Here is a 25,704-nt window from a genome sequence, read left to right as displayed (position 1 = left end):
TATGCAGTTAAACCCACAGGTATCTGAGTATATGGGGATGCTTATCCGACATTCAACGTCACAGAGGCGAGAAAAGCAAAAGGGGAAACATTTTCCCCTTTTTTATTATGACAACATGGACGATCTGTTTAATTATTCGCCAGACGCCTGCGCTTCATGCTTACCATAGATCAACATGGGCTCAGACTGACCTTCAATAACTGATTCATCAATCACTACTTTTTCCACGTCGTCCATGGAAGGCAGATCATACATCGTTTCCAGCAATGCGCCTTCTACGATGGAACGCAGACCACGTGCACCGGTTTTACGTGACATCGCTTTCTTCGCAATGGCAGTTAACGCCTCGTCACGGAACTCCAGCTCAACGCCTTCCAGGTTAAACAGCGCCTGGTACTGTTTCGTCAGGGCGTTTTTAGGTTCACGCAGAATCTGAATCAGTGCTTCTTCGCTCAGTTCGCTCAGAGTGGCAACCACTGGCAGACGACCGATGAACTCAGGAATCAGACCAAATTTGATCAAATCCTCAGGTTCACACTGTGAAAGCAATTCGCCTTCGCTGGCTTTCTGCGACTTCCCTTTCACGGTGGCGCCGAAACCGATACCGGATCCGGTTTCAACACGCTGGGAAATCACTTTGTCCAGGCCGGCAAATGCGCCGCCGCAGATAAACAGAATTTTCGAGGTATCAACCTGCAAAAACTCCTGCTGCGGATGCTTACGTCCACCCTGCGGTGGAACGGCAGCGACGGTGCCTTCAATCAGCTTAAGCAGAGCCTGCTGTACGCCTTCACCTGACACGTCACGGGTAATCGACGGGTTATCTGACTTGCGTGAGATTTTGTCGATTTCATCGATATAAACGATGCCGCGCTGTGCTTTCTGAACGTCGTAATCACACTTCTGCAGCAGTTTCTGGATGATGTTTTCAACGTCCTCACCCACATAACCGGCTTCAGTCAGCGTGGTGGCGTCAGCCATGGTGAACGGCACATCCAGCAGGCGTGCAAGGGTTTCTGCCAGCAGCGTTTTACCACTACCGGTGGGACCAATCAGCAGAATGTTACTTTTGCCCAGTTCAATGCCATTGCTGGTATCGCCGTTGCGCAAACGCTTGTAGTGGTTGTAAACGGCAACCGCCAGCACTTTCTTCGCTCTTTCCTGGCCGATGACATAATCATCAAGGTGATGGCGAATTTCATGTGGGGTTGGCAACGCACTACGTTCACGATGCGGCGCAACTTCTTTAATCTCTTCGCGAATGATGTCGTTGCACAGGTCAACACATTCATCGCAGATATACACTGACGGCCCGGCAATCAGCTTTCGCACTTCATGCTGGCTTTTGCCGCAAAAAGAGCAGTACAGCAACTTTCCTGAACCGTCTTTGCGCTTATCTGTCATCAGTTAACCTCTTCTAGTTCTCAGGCCATACACGCGTACGGCTCAGGCCGTGCAGAGACGGCCGAAATTCATTCAACCCATAATAGTACCGTTACCCTGTTAACTATAGACCAGGGACAACGGTAAGTCGGGTCTTATTGGCGATGCGTCAGAATTGAATCGACTAATCCATACTCTACCGCTTCACTTGCAGAGAGGAAACGATCACGCTCGGTATCGCGCTCAATTTCTTCCAGCGTTTTACCGGTATGCTCAGCCATCAGCTCATTCATACGCTGCTTAACTTTCAGGATCTCGCGCGCATGGATCTCAATATCTGACGCCTGGCCCTGATAGCCGCCCAGCGGCTGGTGGATCATTACACGTGAGTTTGGCAGACAGAAACGTTTACCTTTGGTACCCGCCGTCAGCAGGAACGCACCCATTGAACAGGCCTGTCCCATACAGATGGTGCTGACATCCGGTTTAATAAATTTCATGGTGTCGTAGATCGACATACCGGCCGTGATCACACCGCCAGGTGAGTTGATGTACAGATAGATATCTTTTTCCGGATTTTCAGCTTCCAGAAACAGCATCTGCGCCACGATCAGATTTGCCATGTGGTCTTCAACCTGGCCGGTCAGAAAAATGACACGCTCTTTCAGCAGACGGGAGTAGATGTCGTATGAACGCTCACCACGCGAAGTTTGTTCAACCACCATTGGCACCAGCGCATTGTGCGGTGCAGTATATTCACGATCGCCACTGTATGACATTACCGTCTCCTGGATAAATTTCATTGGCAACATTCTGTACCGATTCTACGTAAGACGCGCGGGAAACTCCACGTCGCACCTTTTCCGACACCTTCAGGACGGTTAATCAGCCAGCCTCACTCTCATTTCTGCATACTCCCACTATCTGGGGATGCTGCACGCATGTTTCAAGCATAACAATCTTTTCCCTGTTCGCTAACCCGGAAAAAGCGATGCGTGAATAATTTGCCGATTAATTAAACAAATAGCAGCGAAGAGTGCCGTTCTGTACGCAAAACACAAAAAAGCCCGTGACTTTTCAGTCACGGGCTTAGCACAGACGGTTAAATGTGAGATCAGGCCTGAGCGGTCTGATTCATCAGATCCTGGAAGTTGGTCTCTTTCTCAGTCACTTTAGCTTTCGCCAGGACTGCTTCAACCGCTTGCTCTTCCAGCGCGACGTTGCGCATATTGTTCATCAGCTCGTTATTCTTGCTGTAGAACTCGATCACTTCCTGCGGATCTTCATACGCAGAAGCCATCTCTTCGATCATGGTGCTTACGCGTGCTTCGTCAGCTTTCAGCTCATGGGTACGAATCACTTCGCCCAGCAGCAGACCGACAACAACACGGCGTTTAGCCTGCTCTTCGAACAGTTCGCGTGGCAGTTCCAGCGCCTGCTGTTCGTTGCCACCGAAACGCTGTGCAGCCTGACGACGCAGAACGTCGATTTCGCTGTCAACCAGCGCAGCTGGCACGTCGATTTCGTTAGCTTCAACCAGACCGTCGATCGCCTGCGTTTTGATGCGGTTACGGATAGCGCCTTTCAGCTCGCGATCCATGTTCTTACGCACTTCGGTACGCAGACCGGCAACTGAACCATCTTCAACGCCGAAACGTTTGATGAACTCTTCAGTCAGCTCTGGCAGTTCGCGCGTTTCAACTTTCTTCAGCACGATCTCGAACTTCGCATCTTTCCCTTTCAGGGTTTCTGCGTGGTAGTCGTCCGGGAATTTCACATCGATAGTGAAAGTCTCGCCCGCTTTGTGACCCACAACGCCTTCTTCAAAGCCTGGGATCATGCGGCCCTGGCCCATGGCCAGAACGAAATCAGTGGCTTTGCCGCCTTCGAACTCTTCACCGTCAACAGAACCGTTGAAATCGATAGTGGCACGATCTTCCGGGCCTGCAGCAGCGTCGCTTTCGATCCAGTTGGCCTGCTGCTTACGCAGCGTGTCCAGCATGGTATCAACGTCAGCGTCAGTGACTTCAACGACTGGTTTTTCGACTTCGATGTTTTCCAGGCCTTTCAGCTCAACTTCCGGATAAACTTCGAATTCAACCGCGTAAGTGAAATCCTGACCTTCTTTGTACTCACCTGGCACGTAGTTTGGTGCGCCAGCCGGGTTAATTTTTTCTTTGATGATGGCGTCAACGAAGTTGCGCGTCATCAGCTCGCCCAGCACGTCCTGACGGACAGAAGCGCCATAACGCTGCGCAACGATGTTCATCGGCACTTTGCCTTTACGGAAACCATCGATACGGACTTTCCTGGCAACGTCAACCAGTTCTTTTTTTACTGCACTTTCGATGCTGTCAGCTGCAACAGTAATCGTAATGCGACGGCCCAGGCCCTGAGTGGTTTCTACAGAAACTTGCATCTTGTTACCTCAAAAAATCACGTGCTCGGTCAACTTCAGACACCACACATAGTGAAATGCGCCGTATCCAACAACCGGGACGGCTTCCGTGAAGAGAACCTGATCCCTGTTACCAGAAGCGTCCCGAAGACATTCCGGAAAAATAGACGCAGCATTATAGCGGCATCGCTGGAATGAGTCGAGGACGCTAACTCACCACTTTTCAGCAGGTTTGCTGCTTTTTTGAGCCAGGGATCGCGTTTTTCACTAAATAAAAGAAAAAACGGCCCGCAGGCCGTTTTGGAGAAGGGAGGTCAGGCGAGTGTACCGGCACCGCGGCAGTTAGGCGAAGCCAGTACGGTATCCTGCAATCCTTCCCACTCTTTCAGTGTGTAAGTATGCAGGGCTAAAGCATGAACGCTGCCCGCTAATTCAGCCGCCAGCTCGCCATAAATTAAGCGATGACGCGCCAGAAAGCGCTGGCCTGCAAAACAGTCGCTGACAATGACCACTTTGAAGTGACTTTCTGAGCCGGCAGGAACGTTGTGCCGGTAGCTTTCGTCATGCACTTCCAGATGAGCTGGCTGAAATGCCACACGCAGCTTTTCTTCTATTTGTTCGCGGATCATGGCTATTACTCCTCAATGGCGAGCGCTGTGCCCCATCTCATTCAATCTTAGTCGCTTTTAGTGCGCTTACCCGTCAGCAGAGGCTAAATATTGCATTTTATGTCAGCCCGCCTCCGACGCGCATAATAACGTAGCTGAAACGAACAGCAAACTAACCTGTCAGAGAAGGGGCTTAAAACGGTTTCAGACACAATTTCACCGGCAACAGGGCTTTTTTCACTGCCGGGCAATGCTATGATGCCTCCAGTTTTTGCAAACCAACCCCCTGACACCAACGAGAAAAAGTATGTTGAAAAAACTGTTATTCCCACTGTTGGCTGCGTTCATTTTAGCCGGCTGTGCAACCAGCAATAATACCCTGACAATCCAGCCTAAAATTCAGTTGCCACAGCAGGACCCGGGCCTGATGGGCGTAACCGTCAGCATCAACGGTGCCGACCAGCGTAAAGATCAGGCGCTGGCAAAAGTAAACCGTGATGGTCAGCTAGTGACCTTAACACCTTCGCGCGATCTGCGTTTCCTGCTGCAGGAAGTGCTGGAGAAGCAGATGACCGCTCGCGGTTATATGGTTGGTCCTAATGGCGCGGTAGACCTTCAGATTGTGGTTAACAACCTCTATGCTGACGTGACGCAGGGCAATGTGCGCTATAGCATCACCACCAAAGCGGACATCTCGATCATTGCGACCGCAAAAAACGGCAACAAACAGGTTAAAAACTACCGCCAGACTTACAGCGTAGAAGGCGCGTTCAACGCCAGTAACCAGAAGATCACCAACGCGGTTAACTCCACCATGAGCGATGTGATCGCGGATATGGCGCAGGACACCAGCGTCAACGACTTCATCAAGCAAAACGCCCGTTAACACCCTCTCTCTTCTGCCCTGCCTTGTGCAGGGCATTTTGTTATCTGCAGGATCCGCATGAACCACTACCTTCGCCTCTTCAGCCAGAAAAACGCCGCCGTATTGTTGCTCCTTGGGTTCGCTTCGGGATTGCCGCTGGCACTGACATCGGGCACGTTGCAGGCGTGGATGACGGTGGAAAATGTCGATTTAAAAACCATTGGCTTCTTTTCGCTGGTCGGCCAGGCCTACGTCTTTAAATTTCTCTGGTCACCCATGATGGACCGCTATACGCCGCCGTTTCTGGGCCGCCGCCGCGGCTGGTTGCTGCTCAGTCAGCTGGCGCTGGTGGGGGGGATTTTCGCGATGGGATTTCTGCAACCAGGACGCGATCTGACCCTGATGGCCGCGCTGGCGGTGCTGATCGCTTTCTGCTCCGCCTCTCAGGATATTGTCTTTGATGCCTGGAAAACGGATATCCTGCCACCTGAAGAACGTGGCAGCGGTGCCGCGATTACCGTGCTGGGTTATCGTCTGGCGATGCTGATTTCAGGCGGACTGGCGTTGTGGCTGGCTGACCGCTATCTGGGCTGGCAGGCAACCTACTGGCTGATGGCGCTGATGATGGTGCCGGGTATTATCGCGACGCTTGCGGCCAGCGAGCCCGACACACGCATCTCTACCCCACATTCGCTGCGTCAGGCGGTTGTTGATCCCCTTAAGGATTTTTTCCAGCGTAACAACGCCTGGTTGCTGATTACCCTGATTATTCTTTACAAGCTGGGCGATGCATTCGCCGCCTCGCTGACCACCACCTTTTTGATTCGTGGCGTCGGCTTCAATGCCGGTGACGTCGGCCTGGTCAACAAGACGCTGGGCCTGCTGGCGACGATTATCGGGGCGCTCTATGGCGGTGTTCTGATGCAGCGTCTGAGTCTGTTCCGGGCACTGATGATTTTCGGCGTGCTGCAGGCAGTCTCAAACTTTGGTTACTGGCTGCTGGCGGTGACCGACAAACAATTGTGGAGTATGGCCAGCGCGGTTTTTGTTGAAAACCTGTGCGGCGGCATGGGCACGGCGGCCTTCGTGGCCCTGTTAATGACCCTTTGCAACAAATCCTTCTCTGCAACACAGTTTGCCCTGCTGTCGGCGCTCTCAGCCGTTGGTCGGGTCTATGTTGGCCCGGCTGCGGGCTGGCTGGTTGAACTCTGGGGCTGGCCAACATTTTATGCTTTTACGGTATTTGCGGGACTGCCTGGGCTGCTACTGCTGACTTTTTGTCGACACACACTGAATCAGGTCGAGCAAAGTGGCAATTTCCTCACACGAAGCTACTATCCTCATGGTTATCGCTGGACTAATCGTCTGTTTGCAGCCGGATGCGGCGTACTGGCTCTCTGGCTGGTAGCGCTGGCACTGAATGCACTGGGACTGACTGCGCTGGCACCGCTGCTGACCCGCCTGTTCGAGCTGGGCATGACCCTCTCCTTACTGGCGGTGCTTGCCGGGGTGTTGCTGGACTACCGGGCGCTGAAGAAAACGCCGGTGTTACCTGCATCAGATGCTTAAGTAAAATCGATAGGTTAACGAGCGGCGACTTATTTTATGCCATGCCGATAAGTCGCCATCATTTATCATCGCGTGTTATTTTTAAAAAATAAGAATATGACCTGAGGAGGCGTAGCGGAAATACTAAAAACCGGTGAGCAATTACTTTAGTTAAATTTCATCGCGCAAATGATGCAGACTTGTTAAATATTTGGGAGTTAAAAGTAAGGGTTATTCCTTTCCCTGATTTTTTTACGGTTACTTCCATTGGTTTTTGTTATATTGATGCCAACTGCTTGTCTGCGTTAATTATTTGTCACCTGGCGCAACATCTGTGACACCCTTAGCAAAAGGTGTCAACACGTATCTGACACATCCTTAAGCTGGTTTACACTGCATAAACCTTCCCGTAAAATGCGCGCACACTTAAACGACAATAGAGCCCTTTGTCATTGAGGTCGTTAAATGAGACTCAGTAAATACAATAAAAGTTTGGGGATTTTGTCATTAATTGCAGGCACTTTATTAATGAGTGGCTGCGATAGTGCATTGTTAAATCCCAAAGGACAGATTGCACTGGAGCAACGTTCGCTGATACTGACTGCCTTTGGCCTGATGTTGATCGTCGTGATTCCCGCAGTCCTGATGGCCGTGGTGTTTGCCTGGAAATATCGGGCATCCAACACGAATGCGAAGTACAGCCCTAACTGGTCACACTCTAACAAAGTGGAAGCCGTGGTCTGGACCATTCCGATCCTGATCATTATCTTCCTCAGTGTGCTGACCTGGAAATCGACCCACGCACTGGAGCCCAGCAAACCGCTGCAATCTGATGTGAAACCGGTTGAGATCGATGTGGTTGCACTGGACTGGAAATGGTTGTTCATTTACCCGGAGCAGGGTATTGCGACCGTGAACCAGATTGCCTTCCCGGCAAACACTCCGGTGAACTTCAAAATTACGTCTAACTCCGTCATGAATTCTTTCTTCATCCCAACGCTCGGCAGCCAGATTTATGCGATGGCTGGTATGCAGACCAAACTGCATCTGATTGCGAATGAGCCGGGAATTTTCGACGGTATCTCTGCGAACTTCAGTGGTCGTGGTTTCTCTGGCATGAAGTTTAAAGCCATTGCAACCAAAGACGATGCGGAATTCCAGCAGTGGGTGGCTAAAGTTAAAGCAGCCCCTAACACGCTGACTACTATGGATGATTTCGAGAAAGTGGCTGTGCCAAGCGAAAATCACCCGGTGGAATATTTCTCTTCAGCTGATCCTAAATTGTTCATGCAAGTCATCGACAAGTTCAAGATGAGCCACGGGAAAATGGACATGCCACAGCATGAAGGTATGGACATGAGTCACGCCGCTTCCGCGGGAGCCGAGGAATAATACGATGTTCGGAAAATTAACACTTGATGCAGTGCCGTACCATGAGCCGATTATCATGGTTACGGTTGCCGCTATCCTGATAGGTGGTGCGGCGCTGGTCGCTGCGATTACCTATTTTGGTAAGTGGAAATATCTGTGGTCTGAATGGCTGACGTCAATCGACCACAAACGCCTGGGTATCATGTACATCATCATGGCATTCGTCATGCTGATTCGTGGTTTCGCTGATGCCATTATGATGCGTACCCAGCAGGTTATGGCTTCGGCCGGTGAAGCGGGCATTCTGCCACCGCACCACTACGACCAGATCTTTACCGCGCACGGCGTGATTATGATCTTCTTCGTGGCGATGCCTTTCGTGGTTGGCCTGATGAACATCGCCGTTCCGTTGCAGATTGGTGCACGTGACGTCGCGTTCCCGTTCCTGAACAACCTGAGCTTCTGGTTTACTGCGGTCGGTGTGATCCTGGTTAACCTGTCGCTGGGCGTGGGCGAGTTCGCACAGACCGGCTGGCTGGCTTATCCGCCGCTTTCCGGCGCGGAGTACAGTCCCGGCGTCGGGGTCGATTACTGGATCTGGAGCCTTCAGCTTTCAGGTATTGGTACGACCTTAACCGGTATTAACTTCTTCGTGACTATCCTGAAGATGCGCGCACCGGGCATGAGCCTGTTCAAAATGCCGGTCTTTACCTGGACCGCGCTGTGCACCAACGTCCTGATCATCGCTGCGTTCCCGGTTCTGACCGTGACCCTGGCGCTGTTGACCCTTGATCGTTATCTCGGCTTCCATTTCTTCACCAATGAAATGGGCGGGAACATGATGATGTACGTCAACCTGATCTGGGTCTGGGGCCATCCGGAAGTGTATATCCTGGTACTGCCGGTGTTTGGTGTGTTCGCAGAGATTACCGCGACCTTCTCCAAAAAACGTCTGTTTGGTTATACCTCTCTGGTGTGGGCGACCATCGCCATTACCGTGCTGTCGTTTATCGTCTGGTTGCACCACTTCTTCACCATGGGTGCAGGTGCCAACGTTAACGCCTTCTTCGGTATCATGACGATGATCATCGCGATTCCGACCGGGGTTAAAATCTTTAACTGGCTGTTCACCATGTATCAGGGCCGCATTCAGATGCACTCTGCCATGTTGTGGACCGTTGGCTTCCTGGTAACCTTCTCTGTAGGGGGTATGACCGGCGTACTGCTGGCCGTTCCGGGCGCTGACTTTATTCTGCACAACAGCCTGTTCCTGATTGCTCACTTCCACAACGTTATCATCGGTGGTGTGGTCTTCGGTTGTATGGCAGGCGTGACCTACTGGTTCCCGAAAGCATTCGGCTTCACCCTGAACGAAACCTGGGGTAAGCGCGCATTCTGGTTCTGGATCATTGGCTTCTTCGTTGCCTTTATGCCGCTGTACGCACTGGGCTTCATGGGCATGACCCGTCGTCTGAGCCAGGATATCGATCCACAGTTCCACCCTCTTCTGGTGGTTGCGGCGGTCGGTGCTGGTCTGATTGCAATGGGTATCCTGTGTCAGCTGACCATGTTCTACGTTTCAGTACGTGACCGTGATCAGAACCGTGATGTGACAGGTGACCCGTGGGGCGGTCGTACGCTGGAGTGGGCAACCTCTTCACCACCACCGTTCTATAACTTTGCTGTCATCCCACATGTGCATGAGCGTGATGCTTTCTGGGAAATGAAAGAGAAAGGCGAAGCGTACAAACAGCCGGCATCTTATGAAGAGATTCATATGCCGAAAAACAGTGGTGCTGCAATCGTCATCTGCGCATTTGCTACTGTAATGGGCTTCGCGCTGATCTGGCATATCTGGTGGATGGCTGGTCTTTCCTTCCTCGGCATGATCGTTACCTGGATCGTGAAGAGCTTCGACGAAGACGTGGATTACTACGTTCCGGTTGCTGAAGTTCAGAAGATTGAAAACCAGCACTTTGACGAAATCAGCAAAGCAGGTCTGAAATAATGTCAACTGAAACTCTTAAACATCACCACGACGCCCATGCGGAGCATGGGCATCACGATGCAGGAGCCAATAAAGTCTTTGGCTTCTGGATCTACCTGATGAGTGACTGCATTATCTTCGCAACCCTGTTTGCGACCTATGCTGTCATGGTCAACAACACTGCCGGTGGCCCGGCAGGTAAAGATATCTTTGAGCTGCCGTTTGTTCTGGTAGAAACCGCCCTGCTGCTGTTGAGTTCGATCACTTACGGCATGGCTGTTATCTCCATGAACAAGGAGCAAAAAGGTGCCGTTATCGGCTGGCTGGCGCTGACCTTCCTGTTCGGTCTGGGCTTCATCGGGATGGAAATCTATGAATTCCATCACCTGATTGCTGAAGGCTTTGGTCCGGATCGCAGTGGCTTCCTGTCTGGCTTCTTTACGCTGGTCGGTACTCACGGTCTGCACGTGACCTCCGGTCTGATCTGGATGCTGGTTCTGATGTTCCAGGTTTCTAAACGTGGCCTGAACGCGACTAACCGCACCCGTATCATGTGTCTGAGCCTGTTCTGGCACTTCCTGGACGTGGTCTGGATTTGCGTCTTCACCGTTGTTTACCTGATGGGAGCCATGTAATGAGTCATTCTGTTAACGAACATGGCGCTTCACACGGTAGCGTGAAGTCCTACATGATCGGCTTCATCCTCTCTATCATCCTGACGGCCATCCCGTTCTGGATGGTAATGGATGGCAGTGCATCTCACGGTACTATCCTCGGTGTTGTTCTGGTTTGTGCGGTAATCCAGGTGCTGGTTCACCTGGTCTACTTCCTGCACTTAGACAGCAAATCTGAGGGTGGCTGGAACATGGTAGCCATTGTTTTCTCGGCCATCATCATCCTGATTGTCGTAGTGGGCTCACTGTGGATCATGTGGAACCTCAACTACAACATGATGCCTCACTAAAGAGTCACGCGTAATGTTTAAGCAATACCTGCAAGTTACAAAACCAGGAATTATTTTCGGGAATTTAATTTCTGTGATCGGCGGATTTCTGTTGGCTTCCAAAGGCAACACAGATTACGCCCTGTTTCTCATCACCCTGGTGGGCGTGTCACTGGTGGTTGCATCGGGTTGTGTTTTCAACAACGTGATTGACCGCGACATTGACATCAAGATGGAGAGAACCAGGAATCGGGTGCTGGTAAAAGGCCTCATCTCCGCGAAAGTAAGCCTGGTTTATGCCACTGTGCTGGGTATTGCCGGCTTTGCGTTGCTCTACTTCGGTGCTAATCCGCTGGCCATGTGGCTGGCGGTGATGGGCTTCGTGGTGTACGTGGGTATCTACAGTCTTTACATGAAGCGTAATTCCGTTTACGGAACGCTGATTGGCAGTCTGTCAGGTGCTGCGCCGCCGGTTATCGGCTACTGTGCAGTCTCTAACCAGTTTGATGCTGGTGCGTTAATCCTGCTGGCGATCTTTAGCCTGTGGCAGATGCCGCATTCGTACGCGATTGCTATCTTCCGCTTTAAAGATTATCAGGCAGCGAACATCCCGGTTCTGCCGGTGGTGAAAGGCATTTCCGTGGCTAAGAATCATATTACGCTCTATATTCTGGCGTTTATGATTGCCACGCTGATGCTGACGCTGGGTGGCTACGCGGGTTACAAATATCTGGTTGTGGCTGCTGCGGTCAGCGTCTGGTGGCTGGGCATGGCGTTATCGGGTTACAAAACCGCAGATGACCGTGTCTGGGCACGCAAGCTGTTTGTCTTTTCTATCGTGACCATCACCGCGCTGAGCGTGATGATGTCGGTAGATTCGCTGGCTCCGGCTTCAAAGGACCTGCTGACTTACGTCTGGTAACTGGCACCGATACAGCATGAAAAGGGCGCGATTATCGCGCCCTTTCTTTTTGTTACCACTGCTTAAAAACTATTGTTTTACCCGCCCTGCCCCGCCACCTAGAATAAAAGCAGCACATTAACAGAGGTTGGAATGAACGATAATAAAATGACTCCGGTGGAGCTGCGCGCCACATGGGGCCTCGGTACGGTCTTTTCCCTGCGCATGCTGGGAATGTTTATGGTCCTGCCGGTACTGACCACTTATGGCATGGCATTACAGGGCGCAAGTGAAACCTTAATCGGTCTGGCAATTGGCATCTATGGCCTTGCCCAGGCAATCTTTCAGATTCCTTTTGGTCTGCTCTCCGACCGCATCGGCCGTAAGCCGTTAATTGTCGGCGGACTGTTGTTGTTTGTTCTGGGCAGCGTTATCGCCGCCTGCACCGACTCCATCTGGGGCATTATTCTGGGTCGTGCGCTGCAGGGTTCAGGCGCGATTGCGGCTGCCGTAATGGCCCTGTTATCCGATTTAACCCGTGAGCAGAACCGCACCAAAGCAATGGCGTTTATCGGCATCAGTTTTGGCGTGACCTTCGCGATTGCCATGGTTGTCGGCCCGATTGTTACGCACGCGCTGGGTCTGCATGCGCTGTTCTGGATGATTGCGATTCTGGCGTCGCTGGGTATCGTGATTACCCTGCTTGTGGTGCCGTCCGCTTCACATCATGTCCTGAACCGTGAATCGGGTATGGTGAAAGGCAGCTTCCGCAAAGTATTGGCTAACCCGCGTCTGGTAAAGCTCAATATCGGTATTTTCTGCCTGCATGTTCTGCTGATGTCGAGCTTTGTCGCCTTGCCAGGGCAGTTTGAACAGGCTGGATTCCCGGCCCCTGAGCACTGGAAAGTTTATCTTTCCACTATGCTTATCGCCTTTGCCGGCGTGGTGCCGTTTATTATTTATGCCGAAGTGAAGCGTCGTATGAAGCGCGTGTTTGTCGGCTGCGTCGGGATGATTGTCATTGCTGAGATTGTACTGTGGGGCGCGGAAGGTCATTTCTGGACGCTGGTCGTGGGTGTTCAGCTCTTCTTCTTCGCCTTCAATCTGATGGAAGCCATCCTGCCTTCACTGATCAGTAAAGAGTCCCCTGCAGGTTATAAAGGTACGGCGATGGGGATCTACTCCACCAGCCAGTTCCTGGGTGTGGCCGTTGGTGGCAGTATGGGTGGCTGGGTATTTGGTCATTTCGATGCTCAGACCGTGTTCCTGGTTGGCGCGATGGTGGCTGCGGCCTGGCTGTTTGTCAGCATGACGATGCAGGAGCCGCCTTATGTCAGTAGCCTGCGCATCGTGCTGAGTGATGCGGCTCTGGCTGTGCCAAATCTGGAGCAGCGCCTGAAAGCGCAGCCTGGCGTTAACTCCGTGTTTATCGTGCCGGAAGAGAAAAGCGCGTATATCAAAATTGATAGTAAGGTCACCAGCCGCCCTGAACTGGAAGCGCTGCTGGGGAGTTGCTAGCTTAAAAAAGTTTGGTGATAACGTCAGCTCGTTTCGCTTCAGGATCGAGCTGGCGCAGGGGGCAAGGTCAGATCGGAAAGTCGCAAAAGTCGCCATCCATGGCGCGGGACGCTTTCCTCCTCTGGCCGTATTCCCTTCGCCTCCTAAGCTTTTGAGTTGCTGAATGGTTCACCCGCATTTAAGTTTCTAAGCAACCTCCAACCCGCATAACCATTCTTACAGACAACTCAGAAATTCAAAGCGATGGGAGCCTGTGCCTGTAGCAAAGCATCGCGGGCCATGGATGGCCCGCGCTGAGCCGCTATGGATGGCGCTTTTGCGTCTTTGCGAAAGGCACAGGCTCCCTGAGCAAGTGCGTGATCGCACAGACGCCCTACAGCTCACACCCACTTCTTCAAAGAGATGCAAGCCAGCGCACGATGCCACTGACGTCACAAACCACGCCTTTATTCAGACGGCTCAAAAATTTGGTTCGATGCAGCGCTGCTCCTGCCAGAAAACATAAAACCCGGCATTAGCCGGGTTTATATCACTGCATTCATGCTGAAAACTCAGCCAATCCCGCTTAATCGCGGAAGTTTTTAAACTGGAACGGCTGGCCCAGATTACTGCCGCGCACGATCGCCATCGCGCCCTGCAAATCATCACGTGCTTTGCCGGTCACACGCAATGCTTCACCCTGAATCTGGGTCTGCACTTTCAGCTTGCTGTCTTTAATCAGCTTCACCAGCTTCTTCGCGACGTCGCTTTCAATGCCTTTCTTCAGTTTGGCATCGACCGCCCAGCTTTTGCCACTATGCTCAATCTCTTCGGGCACCTCTAAGGCGCCGCCTTCAATCCCGCGCTTCAGTAACTTCTCACGCAAAATATCGACCAGCTGCTTAACCTGAAAATCAGACTCGCTGGTGATCTTGATGGTTTCATTCTTTTCGTTGAGCTCAAACTCGGCGCTCACGTTGCGGAAATCGAAGCGGGTAGACACTTCACGGTTGGCATTCTCCACCGCATTGCGAATTTCCTGCAGATCGACCTCTGAAACGATATCGAAAGATGGCATCTCTTCTTCTCCTGACGCTAAAGTGACATGCATAATACGCGTCTTAAGGTGCTAAATAAAATCAGGCTGCACACAACGCTATAATGAAAGTGTGACAATGAATAATAGATGGATAGCCCGCCAGCGGGAGGCAGCATGAAAATTACCGTGTTAGGTTGCGGTGCGCTGGGACAGGTCTGGCTGACAGCACTGGCCCGCCAGGGACATGAGGTACAGGGATGGTTGCGGGTGCCACAGCCCTACTGTTCAGCCAATGTGGTTGACCCACAAGGCAACATATCGAACCGCACGTTTATTGCCAATGATCCGCTGTTTCTGGCGGAAAGCCAGCTGCTGCTCGTCACGCTCAAAGCCCCGCAGGTCTCGCCTGCGGTGAAAAACCTGGAGAGCGTGCTGCAGAAGAACTGCCCGGTGCTGCTGCTGCACAACGGCATGGGGACGCTTGAAGAGCTGAAAGGGCTGACTCAGCCACTGCTGCGCGGCGTCACTACCCATGCGGCGATGCGCGATGGCACCGTCATCAAACACATTGCCAGTGGTATCACCCATATCGGCCCCGGCAACCGTAAAAGCGCCGCTTATAGCGATCTCGCCGATATCCTGCACCCTGCCCTGCCCGACGTTGCCTGGCATGACAATATCCGGGCCGCCTGCTGGCGCAAACTGGCCGTTAATTGCGTCATCAACCCGCTCAGCGTGGAGTATGCGTGTCAGAACGGTGCACTGCGTGCTTATCCGGAACAGATCGCGCAACTGTGTGAAGAGATCAGTTGGGTCATGGAGCGCGAAGGCCAGAGCATAGCCAGTGAAAGCCTTCAGGACATCATCTTCGACGTGATTGAAAGCACTGCGGCCAACACCTCTTCAATGCTGCAGGATGTTCGCGCGCAACGGCTCACCGAAATCGACTATATCAGCGGCTTTCTGCTGCGCCGCGCCCGGACGCACGGCCTGGTGCTGACGGAGAACACCCGTCTGTATGACATTGTAAAACGCAAGGAGTCCCATTATGACCGCGAACGCATCGGTGCTGGTTTGCCTGGCACATGGCAGTGAAGAAACCGAAGCTGTCACCACTATCGACCTGCTGGTTCGGGCCGGGCTAAACGTTGTTACCGCCAGCGTCGAAAGCGATGGCAGCCGGGAGATCGTCTGCTCTCGCGGTGTGCGTCTGCTGGCTGACGTCACACTGGTTGAAGTCGCCGACAATGACTTCGCCGCCATCGTCCTGCCTGGTGGCCTTAAAGGGGCTGAGACTTTCCGTGACAGTCCGCTGTTAGTCGAAACGGTGCGTCAGTTTCATCTCAATGAGAAAATTGTCGCCGCGATATGCGCAGCGGCAGGCACCGTATTGATCCCCCACGATCTCTTCCCGGTCGGTAACATGACCGGATTCCCCGGCTTAAAAGAGACCATTCCGGCAGATAAGTGGATGGAGCGCCGTGTCGTCTGGGATCCGCGCGTTAATCTGCTGACCAGTCAGGGACCCGGCACGGCAATGGATTTTGCGCTGAAGCTGATTGATCTGCTGGTGGGAAAAGAGATGGCGCGCGAGGTTGCCGCACAGCTGGTGCTGGCTCCCGGCATTTATGACTATCAGGCTTAAACAGCCTGTTTATTTTAAATCAATCTGTTTAAAGATAAGCCAGCCAGACCTGAACAGGATCTGACTGGCTATCAGGCGTCACTACGGGCGGTAAACTTTAACGTTCTTAAAGCCCTGCTCATGCAGATAGAGCGCCTGAAGACGGCTCATCACACCGCGATCGCAATAGAGTAGCCAGGTGCGATTCTGATCGAGATCGCCAAACTGCGTACTGAGTTTATAGAACGGCAGCGATTTCACTTCCGTCGCGTTTAGCGTCAGAGGCTTCTCTTCCTGCTCATCGATAGATCGGATATCCAGCACCACATCGTTCTCACTCAGCAAGGCGACGGTCTCAACTTCCACCACCTCCTCTTCTGTCTGCTCAGCGATGGTGCGGATATCGACGTTGGTCGCTTCTTCGATAACCCGATCGAGAATCGTGAAGTCGAAATTCTGCTCTTCCGCCTCAATCTTCGCTTTCACCGCCTTCACGGTCGGGCTTTTTGAGATCACGCCGCAATATTCCGGCATGGTGCTGGCGAAATCTTCGGTGCCGATTTCACGGGCAATTCGGATAATGTGCTCTTTGTCATGAGAGATCAGCGGACGCAGAATCAGCGTATCCGACGCGTTATCGATCAGACGCAGGTTGGTCAGCGTCTGGCTCGACACCTGGCCTACCGCTTCACCGGTGACCAGTGCCTGTACGCCGTAGCGCTCAGCAATCGTCGAGGCAGCCCGCACCATCATGCGTTTCAGCACTACGCCCATCTGGCCGTCATCCACTTTCTCGAGGATCTCACCGACGACCGGCTCAAAATTGATCGCTACAAAGCGTACGCGGTGTGAGCGACCAAAACGATTCCACAGATAGTGCGCAACCTGACGGACGCCAATCTCATGGGCGGCTCCACCAAGGTTAAAGAAGCAGTAATGCACACGGCTGCCGCGACGCAGCAGCATATAGCTGGAGACGCCGGAGTCGAAACCGCCGGAAATCAGCGACAGCACATCTTCCTGCGTGCCAATCGGGAAGCCACCCAGGCCTTCGTAGCGCGCAGTCACCAGCGTCAGACGATTCTCTTCAACTTCCAGATTCACCGTCACGTCCGGATTTTTAAGCTGCACGCGGGCGCTTTCGATATGCTGGTTCAGACCGCCGCCTACATAGCGCTCCACATCCTGCGAACTGAAGCTATGCTTGCCACGACGCTTAACACGCACACAGAAACTCTTTCCTTCCAGACTGTCGCGATACTGCGCTAACGTCTGTTCAAAGATGTGATGAATATCCGTGTACTCGCGATCTTCGACCGCTAAAACGTGATGAATACCGGGAATGCGGGCGAGTTCATCGGGAATAATGTCCGCCAGCGCTGCATTTTTTGACCGCACTTCAATGTGATCCCAGTAGCGCACAACGGCGATGTCGTCGCTGACGGTTTTCAGGACGTTGCGAATATTGCTGGCAAGAATCTTGATAAAGCGCAAACGCACCGACGGACTCTTGATGGTGATTTCAGGAAATAACTTGATGATAAACTTCATGGCGACACAGCTTCGTTGGGCAAATAAGTGCTAAAACAGGCGGCACTTAGCTGGTAAAATCACAAAATTGCGGGCTGCAAGGCGCAACCGCATCCGAGGCGCGGGAGTATATCACCTTTGTCAGGTGACTGCTTCTTCATCAGCCGCCGCATTGATTATTTTGCTAATCATTGGGTCTCAGCTACCATGACCGATTGCGAGATAATGTCCCAACCGTGAGTCGACACGAAATATGCCGAAAAAAGCCGAACAGCCAGCCAGCTTTGAAACGTCATTGCAGCAGCTGGAGCAGATTGTCAGCCGTCTGGAAAGTGGTGAACTGCCGCTTGAAGAAGCCCTGAACGAATTTGAGCGCGGCGTGCAGCTGGCGCGAAATGGCCAGCAGACGCTGCAGCAGGCTGAACAGCGGGTTCGTATTCTGCTGAACGATGATAAAGAGGCCGACCTCACCGCTTTCACGCCGGAAAACGACTAATGGATTTCGCCCGATTACTCGACGTTTATCAGCAGCAGGTGAACGCTGCCCTGACGCGTTTTATAGAGCCACTTCCTTTTCAGAGTTCTCCTCTGGTGAATGCCATGCATTATGGGGCATTATTAGGCGGTAAACGCCTGCGTCCTTTTCTGGTCTACGCTACCGGTGAAATGCTCCACGCCGACCCGGCGAGTCTGGATGCGCCCGCCGCCGCGGTTGAATGCATCCATGCGTACTCTCTGATACATGACGATCTCCCTGCGATGGACGATGACGCACTGCGTCGCGGGCAGCCAACCTGTCACATTAAATATGGCGAAGATACGGCGATTCTGGCGGGCGACGCCCTGCAGACGCTGGCCTTCTCTATCCTGGCAGATGAAGCGATGCCGGGTGTCAGTGCCGAATACCGTCTGATGATGCTCTCCGAACTGGCTAAGGCCAGCGGCGTAGCCGGGATGTGTGGCGGACAGGCGCTGGATTTAGCGGCGGAAGGCAAATCTGTCGATCTGGACCAGCTTGAACAGATCCACCGCCACAAAACCGGTGCGCTGATCCGCTCAGCGGTCCGGTTAGGCGCGTTAACGGCAGGCGATGCGGGCCGTGAAGCGCTGCCGCTGCTCGACCGCTATGCTGAGGCTATTGGTCTCGCGTTTCAGGTGCAGGACGACATTCTCGATGTCGTAGGCGATACGGCCGTGATCGGAAAACGCCAGGGTGCCGATCAGGATCTGGGAAAAAGCACCTATCCTTCATTGTTAGGCCTTGAAAATGCCCGTGCAAAAGCGCGGGATTTGTATCAGGAAGCTCTTGATGCTTTAGAATTGCTCGCTGCGCACTCTTATAACACTACAGCACTGCAGGCGCTGGCGAGCTTCATAATTGAACGCGACAAATAACTTCCATAATGAGTCTCTGATGAGTTTTGATATTGCTAAATACCCGACACTGGCGCTGGCAAACACGGTTCAGGAGCTGCGCGCCCTGCCCAAAGAGAAGTTGCCTGCGCTGTGTGATGAACTGCGTCAGTATCTGTTAGACAGTGTAAGCCGCTCCAGCGGCCATTTTGCGTCGGGTCTGGGCGTAGTCGAACTGACGGTCGCGCTGCATTATGTCTATAACACCCCCTTTGACCATCTGGTGTGGGATGTGGGTCATCAGGCTTATCCGCATAAAATTCTGACCGGGCGCCGCGATCGCATCGGCACCATTCGTCAGAAAAATGGCGTGCACCCGTTTCCGTGGCGCGGTGAAAGTGAATATGACGTCTTAAGCGTTGGACACTCATCGACCTCGATCAGTGCCGGTCTCGGCATGGCCGCGGCGGCTGAACGTGAAGGCCAGGGCCGTCGCACCGCCTGTATTATCGGCGATGGCGCCATCACGGCGGGCATGGCGTTTGAAGCGATGAACCATGCCGGTGATATCAAGCCAGACATGCTGGTCATCCTTAACGACAACGAGATGTCGATCTCTGAAAACGTCGGTGCGCTGAATAACCGCCTGGCGCAGATCCTGTCAGGTAAAACCTACGCGCGACTGCGCGAAGGCAGCAAGCGTGTGCTGACCAGCCTGCCGCCGATTAAAGAGCTGGTAAGACGCACCGAAGAACACCTCAAAGGCATGGTCGTGCCGGGTACGCTGTTTGAAGAGCTGGGCTTTAACTACATCGGCCCGGTTGACGGCCACGATGTGCTGACGCTGGTGAATACGCTGAGCAACATGCGCAGCCTGAAAGGGCCGCAGTTCCTGCATATCATGACGAAGAAAGGCAAAGGCTACGCGCCGGCAGAGGAAGATCCGATTGCCTGGCACGCCGTGCCTAAATTTGACCCGGCGATTGGCGAACTGCCAAAAAGTGCGGAAGGTCTGCCGAGCTACTCCAAAATCTTTGGTAACTGGCTGTGCGAAATGGCTGCCGACGATCCGAAGCTGATGGCGATTACCCCGGCGATGCGTGAAGGCTCCGGCATGGTGGCCTTCTCCCGTGAGTTCCCGAAACAGTATTTTGATGTGGCAATCGCCGAGCAGCATGCGGTGACCTTTGCAGCGGGTATGGCGATTGGCGGCTATAAACCGATTGTTGCCATCTACTCGACGTTCCTGCAGCGTGCCTATGATCAGCTGATTCATGACGTCGCCATCCAGAAACTGCCGGTCCTGTTTGCCATTGATCGCGGTGGTATTGTGGGTGCGGACGGTCAGACTCACCAGGGCGCGTTTGATCTCGCCTATCTGCGCTGTGTGCCGGATATGGTGATCATGACCCCAAGCGATGAGAATGAGTGTCGGCAGATGCTCTACACCGGCTATCACTATCAGGCTGGCCCAAGTGCAGTGCGTTATCCGCGCGGCACCGGTGTCGGTACGCCGCTGGCACCCCTGCAGAGCCTGCCGCTGGGTAAAGCGGTCGTGAAACGCCAGGGTGAAAAGCTGGCAATTCTGAACTTCGGCACTCTGTTGCCAGAAGCTGCCGCCACAGCGGAAGCACTGAATGCGACCCTGGTCGATATGCGCTTTGTAAAGCCGCTGGATGAAGCGCTGATTGCTGAGCTCGCTGCCACGCACGACTCACTGATTACGCTGGAAGAAGGCGCAATCAAAGGCGGTGCAGGCAGTGGCGTGAATGAATTTATCATGGCGAAACGTCTGGCTGTTCCTGTGCTGAACATCGGTCTGCCGGATGAATTTATCCCGCAGGGTACGCAGGATGAAGTGCGTCATGACTATCTGCTTGACGCGGAAGGCATTCAGCAACAGATCGCCCGCTGGCTGGCGCAGTAACCTCCCTTCGCTGCGCTCCCCCTCAGGGAGCGCAACATCCTGCTATGCTGTAACCTTTGCACTTTCGCAGGAGCCTTCACCATGAATACGATTCAACTCGGTAGCACCGATCTGCAGGTGTCTCGTCTCTGTCTCGGTTGTATGACCTATGGCGAGCCAACGCGCGGCAACCACGCCTGGACGCTGCCAGAAGCGAGCAGCCGTCCACTGATTCAGCAGGCACTGGATGCAGGTATCAACTTCTTCGATACGGCTAACAGCTACTCTGATGGCAGCAGCGAAGAGATTCTGGGCCGGGCACTAAAAGATTTTGCCCGCCGTGAAGAGGTTGTTGTCGCCACCAAAGTCTATTTCCCCCTGACTAATCTTTCACAGGGCCTGTCGCGCAAGAATATCCTGCAATCCATTGATGACAGCCTGCAGCGCCTCGGCATGGAGTATGTCGATCTGCTGCAGATTCACCGCTGGGACTACAACACCCCGCTGGAGGAGACGCTGGAAGCGCTACATGACGTCGTGCAGTCTGGCAAAGCCCGCTACATCGGTGCCTCGTCAATGCACGCCAGCCAGTTTGCTCAGGCGTTGCAGATGCAGTCTGAACAGGGCTGGCACCGCTTTGTCAGCATGCAGGATCAGTACAACCTGATTCAGCGCGAAGAGGAACGGGAAATGCATCCTCTCTGTCTGAAGGAGCAGATCGCCGTGCTGCCCTGGAGTCCGCTGGCGCGCGGCAAGCTGACCCGCCCGTGGGGTGAAAACACCGCGCGCTCTGCCTCTGACCAGGTAATGGCAAAGCTTTATGACAACACCGAAGAGAACGATGCCGCGATTGCAGAACGACTGGCGATGGTGGCGGAAGGTAAAGGCGTAACGCGGGCGCAGGTGGCCCTGGCCTGGCTGCTGAGCAAACCTGCCGTCACGGCACCGATTATTGGCGCGTCCCGTGCTGAGCAGTTTGACGATCTGGTTAAGGCGGTGGATGTCACGCTGAGTGACGAGGAAATTACCCTGCTGGAAGAGCTCTATCAGCCACATCAGGCGGTAGGATTCGAGTAAACCTGACGTGACGCCCTTCCCGGGCGTCACCTCTTATCAGGCGTTTAGCATGGCGGTTAAGCCGCCAGCCAGACCCCGATTCCATAGAGCATGGCAGCGGAAATCACGCCAGCAATAATGTCATCAACCATAATGCCCATGCCGCCATGCACATTGCGGTCAAACCAGCGAATCGGCCATGGCTTCCACATATCAAGAATACGGAACAGCACAAAGCCCCCCAGCACCCATTGCCAGCTGTTGACCGGAATCGCCATCAGCGTAATCCACATGCCGATAAACTCATCCCAGACAATACTGCCGTGATCGTGTACGCCCATATCTTTGGCGGTGCGATGGCAGAGATAAACGCCGACGCAGATACCCACCAGCACCACCAGCGAATAGAGATCCTGCGGCAGGAAAGTCATCAGCCACCAGAATGGGATGGCCGCCAGCGATCCCATGGTGCCCGGCACAACCGGGCTTAATCCGCTGCCGAAACCGGTCGCCAGCAAATGCCAGGGATTGCTCATCCGCAGGCGACGTTTGGCCACGTCGTTATTTAGCATCAAAGTGATCAAACCCTTTGTGACGGAAGGTGGCGGGCTTGCCATTATCCAGCAGCGTCAAGCCTTCCGACTCCGGTGCTATTTGTCCGATGCAGGTATAAGGCACGCCCAGATGACCCAGCGCCACATCCAGCGCGCCGCGATTAACTTCAGGCACGGTGAAGCAGAGTTCGTAGTCTTCGCCGCCACTCAGCGCCCAGCGCAGTACCTGCTCAGGCTCGAAGTGGTCGCGCAGGGCCGCCGACAGCGGCAACGCATCCAGGTTAAGCCGCGCGCCGCAGCCGCTGGCTTTCAGCACATGGCCGAGATCGGAAATCAGACCGTCGGAAATATCCACTGCAGAGGAAGCCAGCGAACGCAGTGCCTGACCCTGCAGAATGCGCGGCATCGGACGCAGATGACGTTTAATCAGCGCTTCATGCACTGCCGGATCGTTGATGCGACAGTGATGCTGCAGCAACGCCAGACCCGCCGCGCTGTCACCCAGCGTACCGGTCACGAAGATCCAGTCGCCCGGCTTCGCGCCGGATCGTTTCAGGGCGCGGCCCTGCGGCAACAGACCGTGAATCGCCAGCGTCAGACTCAGCGGGCCACGTGTGGTGTCACCACCCACCAGCTGCATATCGTAATATTCCAGCAGTTCAAACAGGCTTTCACTAAAGGCCGAGAGCCAGCTTTCATCGACCTGCGGCAACGTTAAGGCCAGCGTCAGCCAGGCGGGATCGGCGCCCATAGCAGCAAGGTCGCTGAGATTCACAGCCAGGGCTTTGTAACCCAGATCGGCAGGATGAATATCCCGTAAGAAGTGCACACCCGCGACCAGGGTATCGGTGCTGATCGCCAGCGTCTGTTTTTCCGGCACGCTAAGTAACGCACAATCGTCACCGATGCCGAGTTCGACATCACGGCGGCTGCGTGTTCTGCGGTTGAAGTAGCGTGCGATGAGTTCAAATTCACCACAAGACATAATTGCGTTCCGCTTAACCCTTAATGAAAAAAGGCCGGCAAGCCGGCCTTTTTGTTTATTTGCGAGTGGGTCGAATTTGTGGACCGGCTTTATCCAGCACGCCGTTAACAAATTTATGACTGTCTTCGGCACCGAAGACTTTCGCCAGCTCAATCCCTTCGTTGATGGCCACTTTATAAGGCACATCGTTACGTTTGCTCAGCTCATACAGCGAGATGCGCAGGATAGCTTTTTCTACCTGGCCCAGCTCTTCGAGCTGACGCGACAGATAGGGCTTCATCAGTCCATCCAGATACGCACTGTTGGTCGCCACACCGGACAGCAGTTCGCGGAAGTAGGTAATGTCGACGTCTTTGACGTCCTGTTCCGCCAGAAACTGGTATTCCACATCGGCAATGTCGTTATTCGACAACTGCCAGGAGTAAAGCGCCTGAACAGCGCACTCACGGGCGCGACGACGAGCAGCAGGTTTCACAAAATTCCCCTTACAAAAATCAGGCTTTAATGGCTTTCAATACGTTGATCATTTCGAGCGCAGTCAGAGCCGCTTCAGCACCTTTGTTACCCGCTTTGGTGCCGGCACGCTCAATGGCCTGCTCGATGCTTTCAGTGGTCAGCACGCCAAACGCGACAGGAATCTCGCTGTTCATGGCAACGCTGGCGATACCGGAGCTGGCTTCACCCGCCACATATTCGAAGTGGGCAGTGCCTCCACGAATGACGGTGCCGAGTGCGATAATCGCATCATATTTGCCGGAGTTAGCCAGCGCACGGGCTGCCAGAGGCAGTTCGTAGGCACCTGGCACCCAGACTACGGTGATATTGTCATCTTTGACCTGGCCGATACGTTTCAGGGCATCAACTGCGCCATCCAGCAGGCTGTCATTAATGAAGTTGTTAAAACGCGCAATAACGATGGCAACATTGGCCTCAGGCGTTGCAACAGCAGCTTCGATAACTTTCATACTTATCCTTTCAGGGGTTTGGTTAGCCCCGCGCAGGGGGGCGGATTCTATCATACTCTTGGGCGGCGTGCTCTCGCTTTTCCGACCGTGTTATTGGGGTGTCAGGGTCAGGCGTAAATCGTCACCGACCTGCCGGACGTCGCTGAAACGGAAGGCAGGCGCGTCAGCGAGCGAGCTGAGCCCCGGCAGCTGACACAGGCCACGTCCTTCATGACCCAACAGCTTAGGTGCCAGATAAACAATCAGTTCATCGACCAGTCCGGCCTGCAACAGCGCCCCGGCCAGTGAGGCACCCGCTTCAACCCAGACGCTGTTAATCTGTTTCTGTCCCAGCAGCATCATCATCGCCACCAGATCCAGCTGCTGTTCGCGCAGCGGCACGGCAATCTGCGTCACCTCAGCGGGCCAGTGTTGCTGATCCGGCTGATGACGCATCAGCCAGGTTTCGCCCGGCTGAGAAATGAGCCGATGTTGCGGCGTGACGCGATTCTGACTGTCAACAATCACCCGCACCGGCTGACGCAGTTGCTGTTCATCAAGCAGTGACTGGCTCTCCGGATCAAGTTCAGACCAGCGCACCGTCAGCGAGGGATCGTCCGCCAGCACCGTAGCGCTGCTGCTGAGGATTGCGGCGCTTTGCGCACGCAGACGCTGGACATCCCGGCGGGCCGCAGCCGACGTTATCCACTGGCTTTCACCGCTGGCCATTGCCGTGCGGCCATCCAGTGACGCGCCCAGCTTGAGCTGAATCCAGGGAAAGCCGGTGCGCATCCGCTTGAGGAAGCCGCGATTCAGCGCTTCCGCTTCCGGCATCATCAGGCCGTGGCTGACCGCAATGCCTGACTGATGCAGACGGTGCAGCCCGCGTCCTGCGACCTGCGGATTGGGGTCCTGCATCGCAGCCACAACACGGCTAACGCCAGCAGCAATCAGCGCATCACAACAGGGCGGTGTGCGACCATGATGGCTGCAGGGCTCCAGCGTGACATACGCGGTTGCACCACGGGCTTTTTCGCCCGCCATGCGCAGGGCGTGAACTTCGGCATGCGGTTCACCGGCACGCTGATGCCAGCCCTCGCCTGCTACTTCGCCATCGCGCACAATCACGCAGCCGACATTGGGGTTCGGCATGGTCGTAAAACGACCGCGTCGCGCCAGTTCCAGCGCGCGCGCCATGTAAAGTTCATCCAT

The 25,704-nt window shown here is 53.9% G+C and carries 25 protein-coding genes; 14 read left to right on the top strand and 11 right to left on the bottom strand.

All coding sequences use genetic code 11. From position 1 onward, the window contains the following. Window positions 1-132: 132 nt before the first annotated feature. The 4 genes from clpX to bolA form a co-directional block, all read right to left on the bottom strand. On the bottom strand, window positions 133-1,404 hold the full coding sequence (gene clpX, locus LQK91_RS07460; protein WP_003850494.1) for an ATP-dependent protease ATP-binding subunit ClpX: 1,272 nt from the start codon (window positions 1,402-1,404) through the stop codon (window positions 133-135). 134 nt (window positions 1,405-1,538) lie between these two features. Beyond that, the gene (gene clpP / locus LQK91_RS07455; protein ID WP_003850496.1) at window positions 1,539-2,162 is read right to left on the bottom strand and encodes an ATP-dependent Clp endopeptidase proteolytic subunit ClpP; all 624 of its coding nucleotides are present in this window, start codon (window positions 2,160-2,162) and stop codon (window positions 1,539-1,541) included. A 335-nt stretch (window positions 2,163-2,497) separates the two neighbouring features. Further along, a complete protein-coding gene (gene tig / locus LQK91_RS07450; RefSeq protein WP_039659077.1) occupies window positions 2,498-3,802 on the bottom strand; it encodes a trigger factor in 1,305 nt (434 codons plus the stop codon). 293 nt (window positions 3,803-4,095) lie between these two features. Then, window positions 4,096-4,410: a transcriptional regulator BolA gene (bolA, locus tag LQK91_RS07445; RefSeq protein WP_008924895.1), complete on the bottom strand. Its 315-nt coding sequence runs from the start codon at window positions 4,408-4,410 to the stop codon at window positions 4,096-4,098. 286 nt (window positions 4,411-4,696) lie between these two features. Between bolA and LQK91_RS07440 the strand changes: the two genes are divergently transcribed. The 8 genes from LQK91_RS07440 to LQK91_RS07405 all read left to right on the top strand — a co-directional run bounded on the left by LQK91_RS07440 (window position 4,697) and on the right by LQK91_RS07405 (window position 13,522). Next, on the top strand, window positions 4,697-5,275 hold the full coding sequence (locus tag LQK91_RS07440; RefSeq protein WP_008924894.1) for a lipoprotein: 579 nt from the start codon (window positions 4,697-4,699) through the stop codon (window positions 5,273-5,275). 57 nt (window positions 5,276-5,332) lie between these two features. Then, a complete protein-coding gene (ampG, locus tag LQK91_RS07435) occupies window positions 5,333-6,823 on the top strand; it encodes a muropeptide MFS transporter AmpG (RefSeq protein ID WP_008924893.1) in 1,491 nt (496 codons plus the stop codon). 444 nt (window positions 6,824-7,267) lie between these two features. Beyond that, entirely contained in the window at window positions 7,268-8,194 is a 927-nt protein-coding gene (cyoA, locus tag LQK91_RS07430; protein WP_008924892.1) for a cytochrome o ubiquinol oxidase subunit II, read from the top strand. 4 nt (window positions 8,195-8,198) lie between these two features. Continuing rightward, window positions 8,199-10,181: a cytochrome o ubiquinol oxidase subunit I gene (cyoB, locus tag LQK91_RS07425; RefSeq protein WP_008924891.1), complete on the top strand. Its 1,983-nt coding sequence runs from the start codon at window positions 8,199-8,201 to the stop codon at window positions 10,179-10,181. Next, a complete protein-coding gene (locus tag LQK91_RS07420) occupies window positions 10,181-10,795 on the top strand; it encodes a cytochrome o ubiquinol oxidase subunit III (RefSeq protein ID WP_008924890.1) in 615 nt (204 codons plus the stop codon). The genes cyoB and LQK91_RS07420 overlap by 1 nt, the downstream gene beginning before the upstream one ends. Further along, on the top strand, window positions 10,795-11,124 hold the full coding sequence (locus LQK91_RS07415) for a cytochrome o ubiquinol oxidase subunit IV (protein ID WP_008924889.1): 330 nt from the start codon (window positions 10,795-10,797) through the stop codon (window positions 11,122-11,124). The genes LQK91_RS07420 and LQK91_RS07415 overlap by 1 nt, the downstream gene beginning before the upstream one ends. Before the next feature lie 13 nt (window positions 11,125-11,137). Continuing rightward, window positions 11,138-12,025 carry a heme o synthase gene (gene cyoE, locus LQK91_RS07410; RefSeq protein WP_008924888.1) on the top strand — a complete coding sequence of 296 codons (888 nt, stop codon included), beginning with the start codon at window positions 11,138-11,140 and terminating at the stop codon, window positions 12,023-12,025. 132 nt (window positions 12,026-12,157) lie between these two features. After that, entirely contained in the window at window positions 12,158-13,522 is a 1,365-nt protein-coding gene (locus LQK91_RS07405; RefSeq protein ID WP_008924887.1) for an MFS transporter, read from the top strand. Between the two features lie 565 nt (window positions 13,523-14,087). Here LQK91_RS07405 and LQK91_RS07400 read toward each other — a convergent pair. After that, window positions 14,088-14,579, bottom strand: coding sequence for a YajQ family cyclic di-GMP-binding protein (locus LQK91_RS07400; RefSeq protein ID WP_003852530.1), 492 nt, complete (start codon window positions 14,577-14,579; stop codon window positions 14,088-14,090). A 135-nt stretch (window positions 14,580-14,714) separates the two neighbouring features. Here LQK91_RS07400 and panE point away from each other — a divergent pair, with 135 nt between their 5' ends. Both panE and yajL read left to right on the top strand, forming a co-directional pair. Continuing rightward, complete coding sequence (gene panE / locus LQK91_RS07395) at window positions 14,715-15,635, top strand: 2-dehydropantoate 2-reductase (RefSeq protein WP_039659075.1); 921 nt, start codon at window positions 14,715-14,717, stop codon at window positions 15,633-15,635. Further along, window positions 15,589-16,185 carry a protein deglycase YajL gene (gene yajL, locus LQK91_RS07390; RefSeq protein ID WP_003852527.1) on the top strand — a complete coding sequence of 199 codons (597 nt, stop codon included), beginning with the start codon at window positions 15,589-15,591 and terminating at the stop codon, window positions 16,183-16,185. The genes panE and yajL overlap by 47 nt, the downstream gene beginning before the upstream one ends. Window positions 16,186-16,266: 81 nt before the next feature. Here the strand turns inward: yajL and thiI are convergent, their stop codons facing one another. Then, on the bottom strand, window positions 16,267-17,715 hold the full coding sequence (thiI, locus tag LQK91_RS07385) for a tRNA uracil 4-sulfurtransferase ThiI (protein ID WP_003852525.1): 1,449 nt from the start codon (window positions 17,713-17,715) through the stop codon (window positions 16,267-16,269). A gap of 232 nt (window positions 17,716-17,947) precedes the next feature. On the opposite strand from thiI, the gene xseB reads away from it, so the two are divergent. The 4 genes from xseB to LQK91_RS07365 all read left to right on the top strand — a co-directional run bounded on the left by xseB (window position 17,948) and on the right by LQK91_RS07365 (window position 22,030). Next, on the top strand, window positions 17,948-18,190 hold the full coding sequence (gene xseB, locus LQK91_RS07380; protein ID WP_003852524.1) for an exodeoxyribonuclease VII small subunit: 243 nt from the start codon (window positions 17,948-17,950) through the stop codon (window positions 18,188-18,190). Continuing rightward, window positions 18,190-19,089, top strand: coding sequence for a (2E,6E)-farnesyl diphosphate synthase (gene ispA, locus LQK91_RS07375; RefSeq protein ID WP_003852522.1), 900 nt, complete (start codon window positions 18,190-18,192; stop codon window positions 19,087-19,089). The genes xseB and ispA overlap by 1 nt, the downstream gene beginning before the upstream one ends. 19 nt (window positions 19,090-19,108) lie before the next feature. Next, on the top strand, window positions 19,109-20,974 hold the full coding sequence (dxs, locus tag LQK91_RS07370) for a 1-deoxy-D-xylulose-5-phosphate synthase (protein ID WP_008924885.1): 1,866 nt from the start codon (window positions 19,109-19,111) through the stop codon (window positions 20,972-20,974). A gap of 81 nt (window positions 20,975-21,055) precedes the next feature. Then, the gene (locus tag LQK91_RS07365; RefSeq protein ID WP_105099437.1) at window positions 21,056-22,030 is read left to right on the top strand and encodes an aldo/keto reductase; all 975 of its coding nucleotides are present in this window, start codon (window positions 21,056-21,058) and stop codon (window positions 22,028-22,030) included. A gap of 56 nt (window positions 22,031-22,086) precedes the next feature. Here LQK91_RS07365 and pgpA read toward each other — a convergent pair whose 3' ends face one another. From pgpA to ribD, 5 genes are all read right to left on the bottom strand, one after another. Then, window positions 22,087-22,581, bottom strand: coding sequence for a phosphatidylglycerophosphatase A (gene pgpA, locus LQK91_RS07360; protein ID WP_003852520.1), 495 nt, complete (start codon window positions 22,579-22,581; stop codon window positions 22,087-22,089). Continuing rightward, window positions 22,571-23,548 carry a thiamine-phosphate kinase gene (gene thiL, locus LQK91_RS07355; RefSeq protein WP_003852519.1) on the bottom strand — a complete coding sequence of 326 codons (978 nt, stop codon included), beginning with the start codon at window positions 23,546-23,548 and terminating at the stop codon, window positions 22,571-22,573. The genes pgpA and thiL overlap by 11 nt, the downstream gene beginning before the upstream one ends. 55 nt (window positions 23,549-23,603) lie before the next feature. Continuing rightward, window positions 23,604-24,023: a transcription antitermination factor NusB gene (gene nusB, locus LQK91_RS07350; protein WP_003852517.1), complete on the bottom strand. Its 420-nt coding sequence runs from the start codon at window positions 24,021-24,023 to the stop codon at window positions 23,604-23,606. Between the two features lie 19 nt (window positions 24,024-24,042). Then, the gene (gene ribH / locus LQK91_RS07345) at window positions 24,043-24,513 is read right to left on the bottom strand and encodes a 6,7-dimethyl-8-ribityllumazine synthase (protein ID WP_003852516.1); all 471 of its coding nucleotides are present in this window, start codon (window positions 24,511-24,513) and stop codon (window positions 24,043-24,045) included. 90 nt (window positions 24,514-24,603) lie between these two features. Continuing rightward, a complete protein-coding gene (ribD, locus tag LQK91_RS07340; RefSeq protein ID WP_003852515.1) occupies window positions 24,604-25,704 on the bottom strand; it encodes a bifunctional diaminohydroxyphosphoribosylaminopyrimidine deaminase/5-amino-6-(5-phosphoribosylamino)uracil reductase RibD in 1,101 nt (366 codons plus the stop codon).

The organism is Pantoea sp. MHSD4, assembly GCF_021043305.1.
GTDB classification, from domain to species: Bacteria; Pseudomonadota; Gammaproteobacteria; order Enterobacterales; family Enterobacteriaceae; genus Pantoea; species Pantoea eucalypti.
Note: the sequence above shows the minus strand (reverse complement) of the source record. Positions and strands in the feature narration are given on the sequence as shown.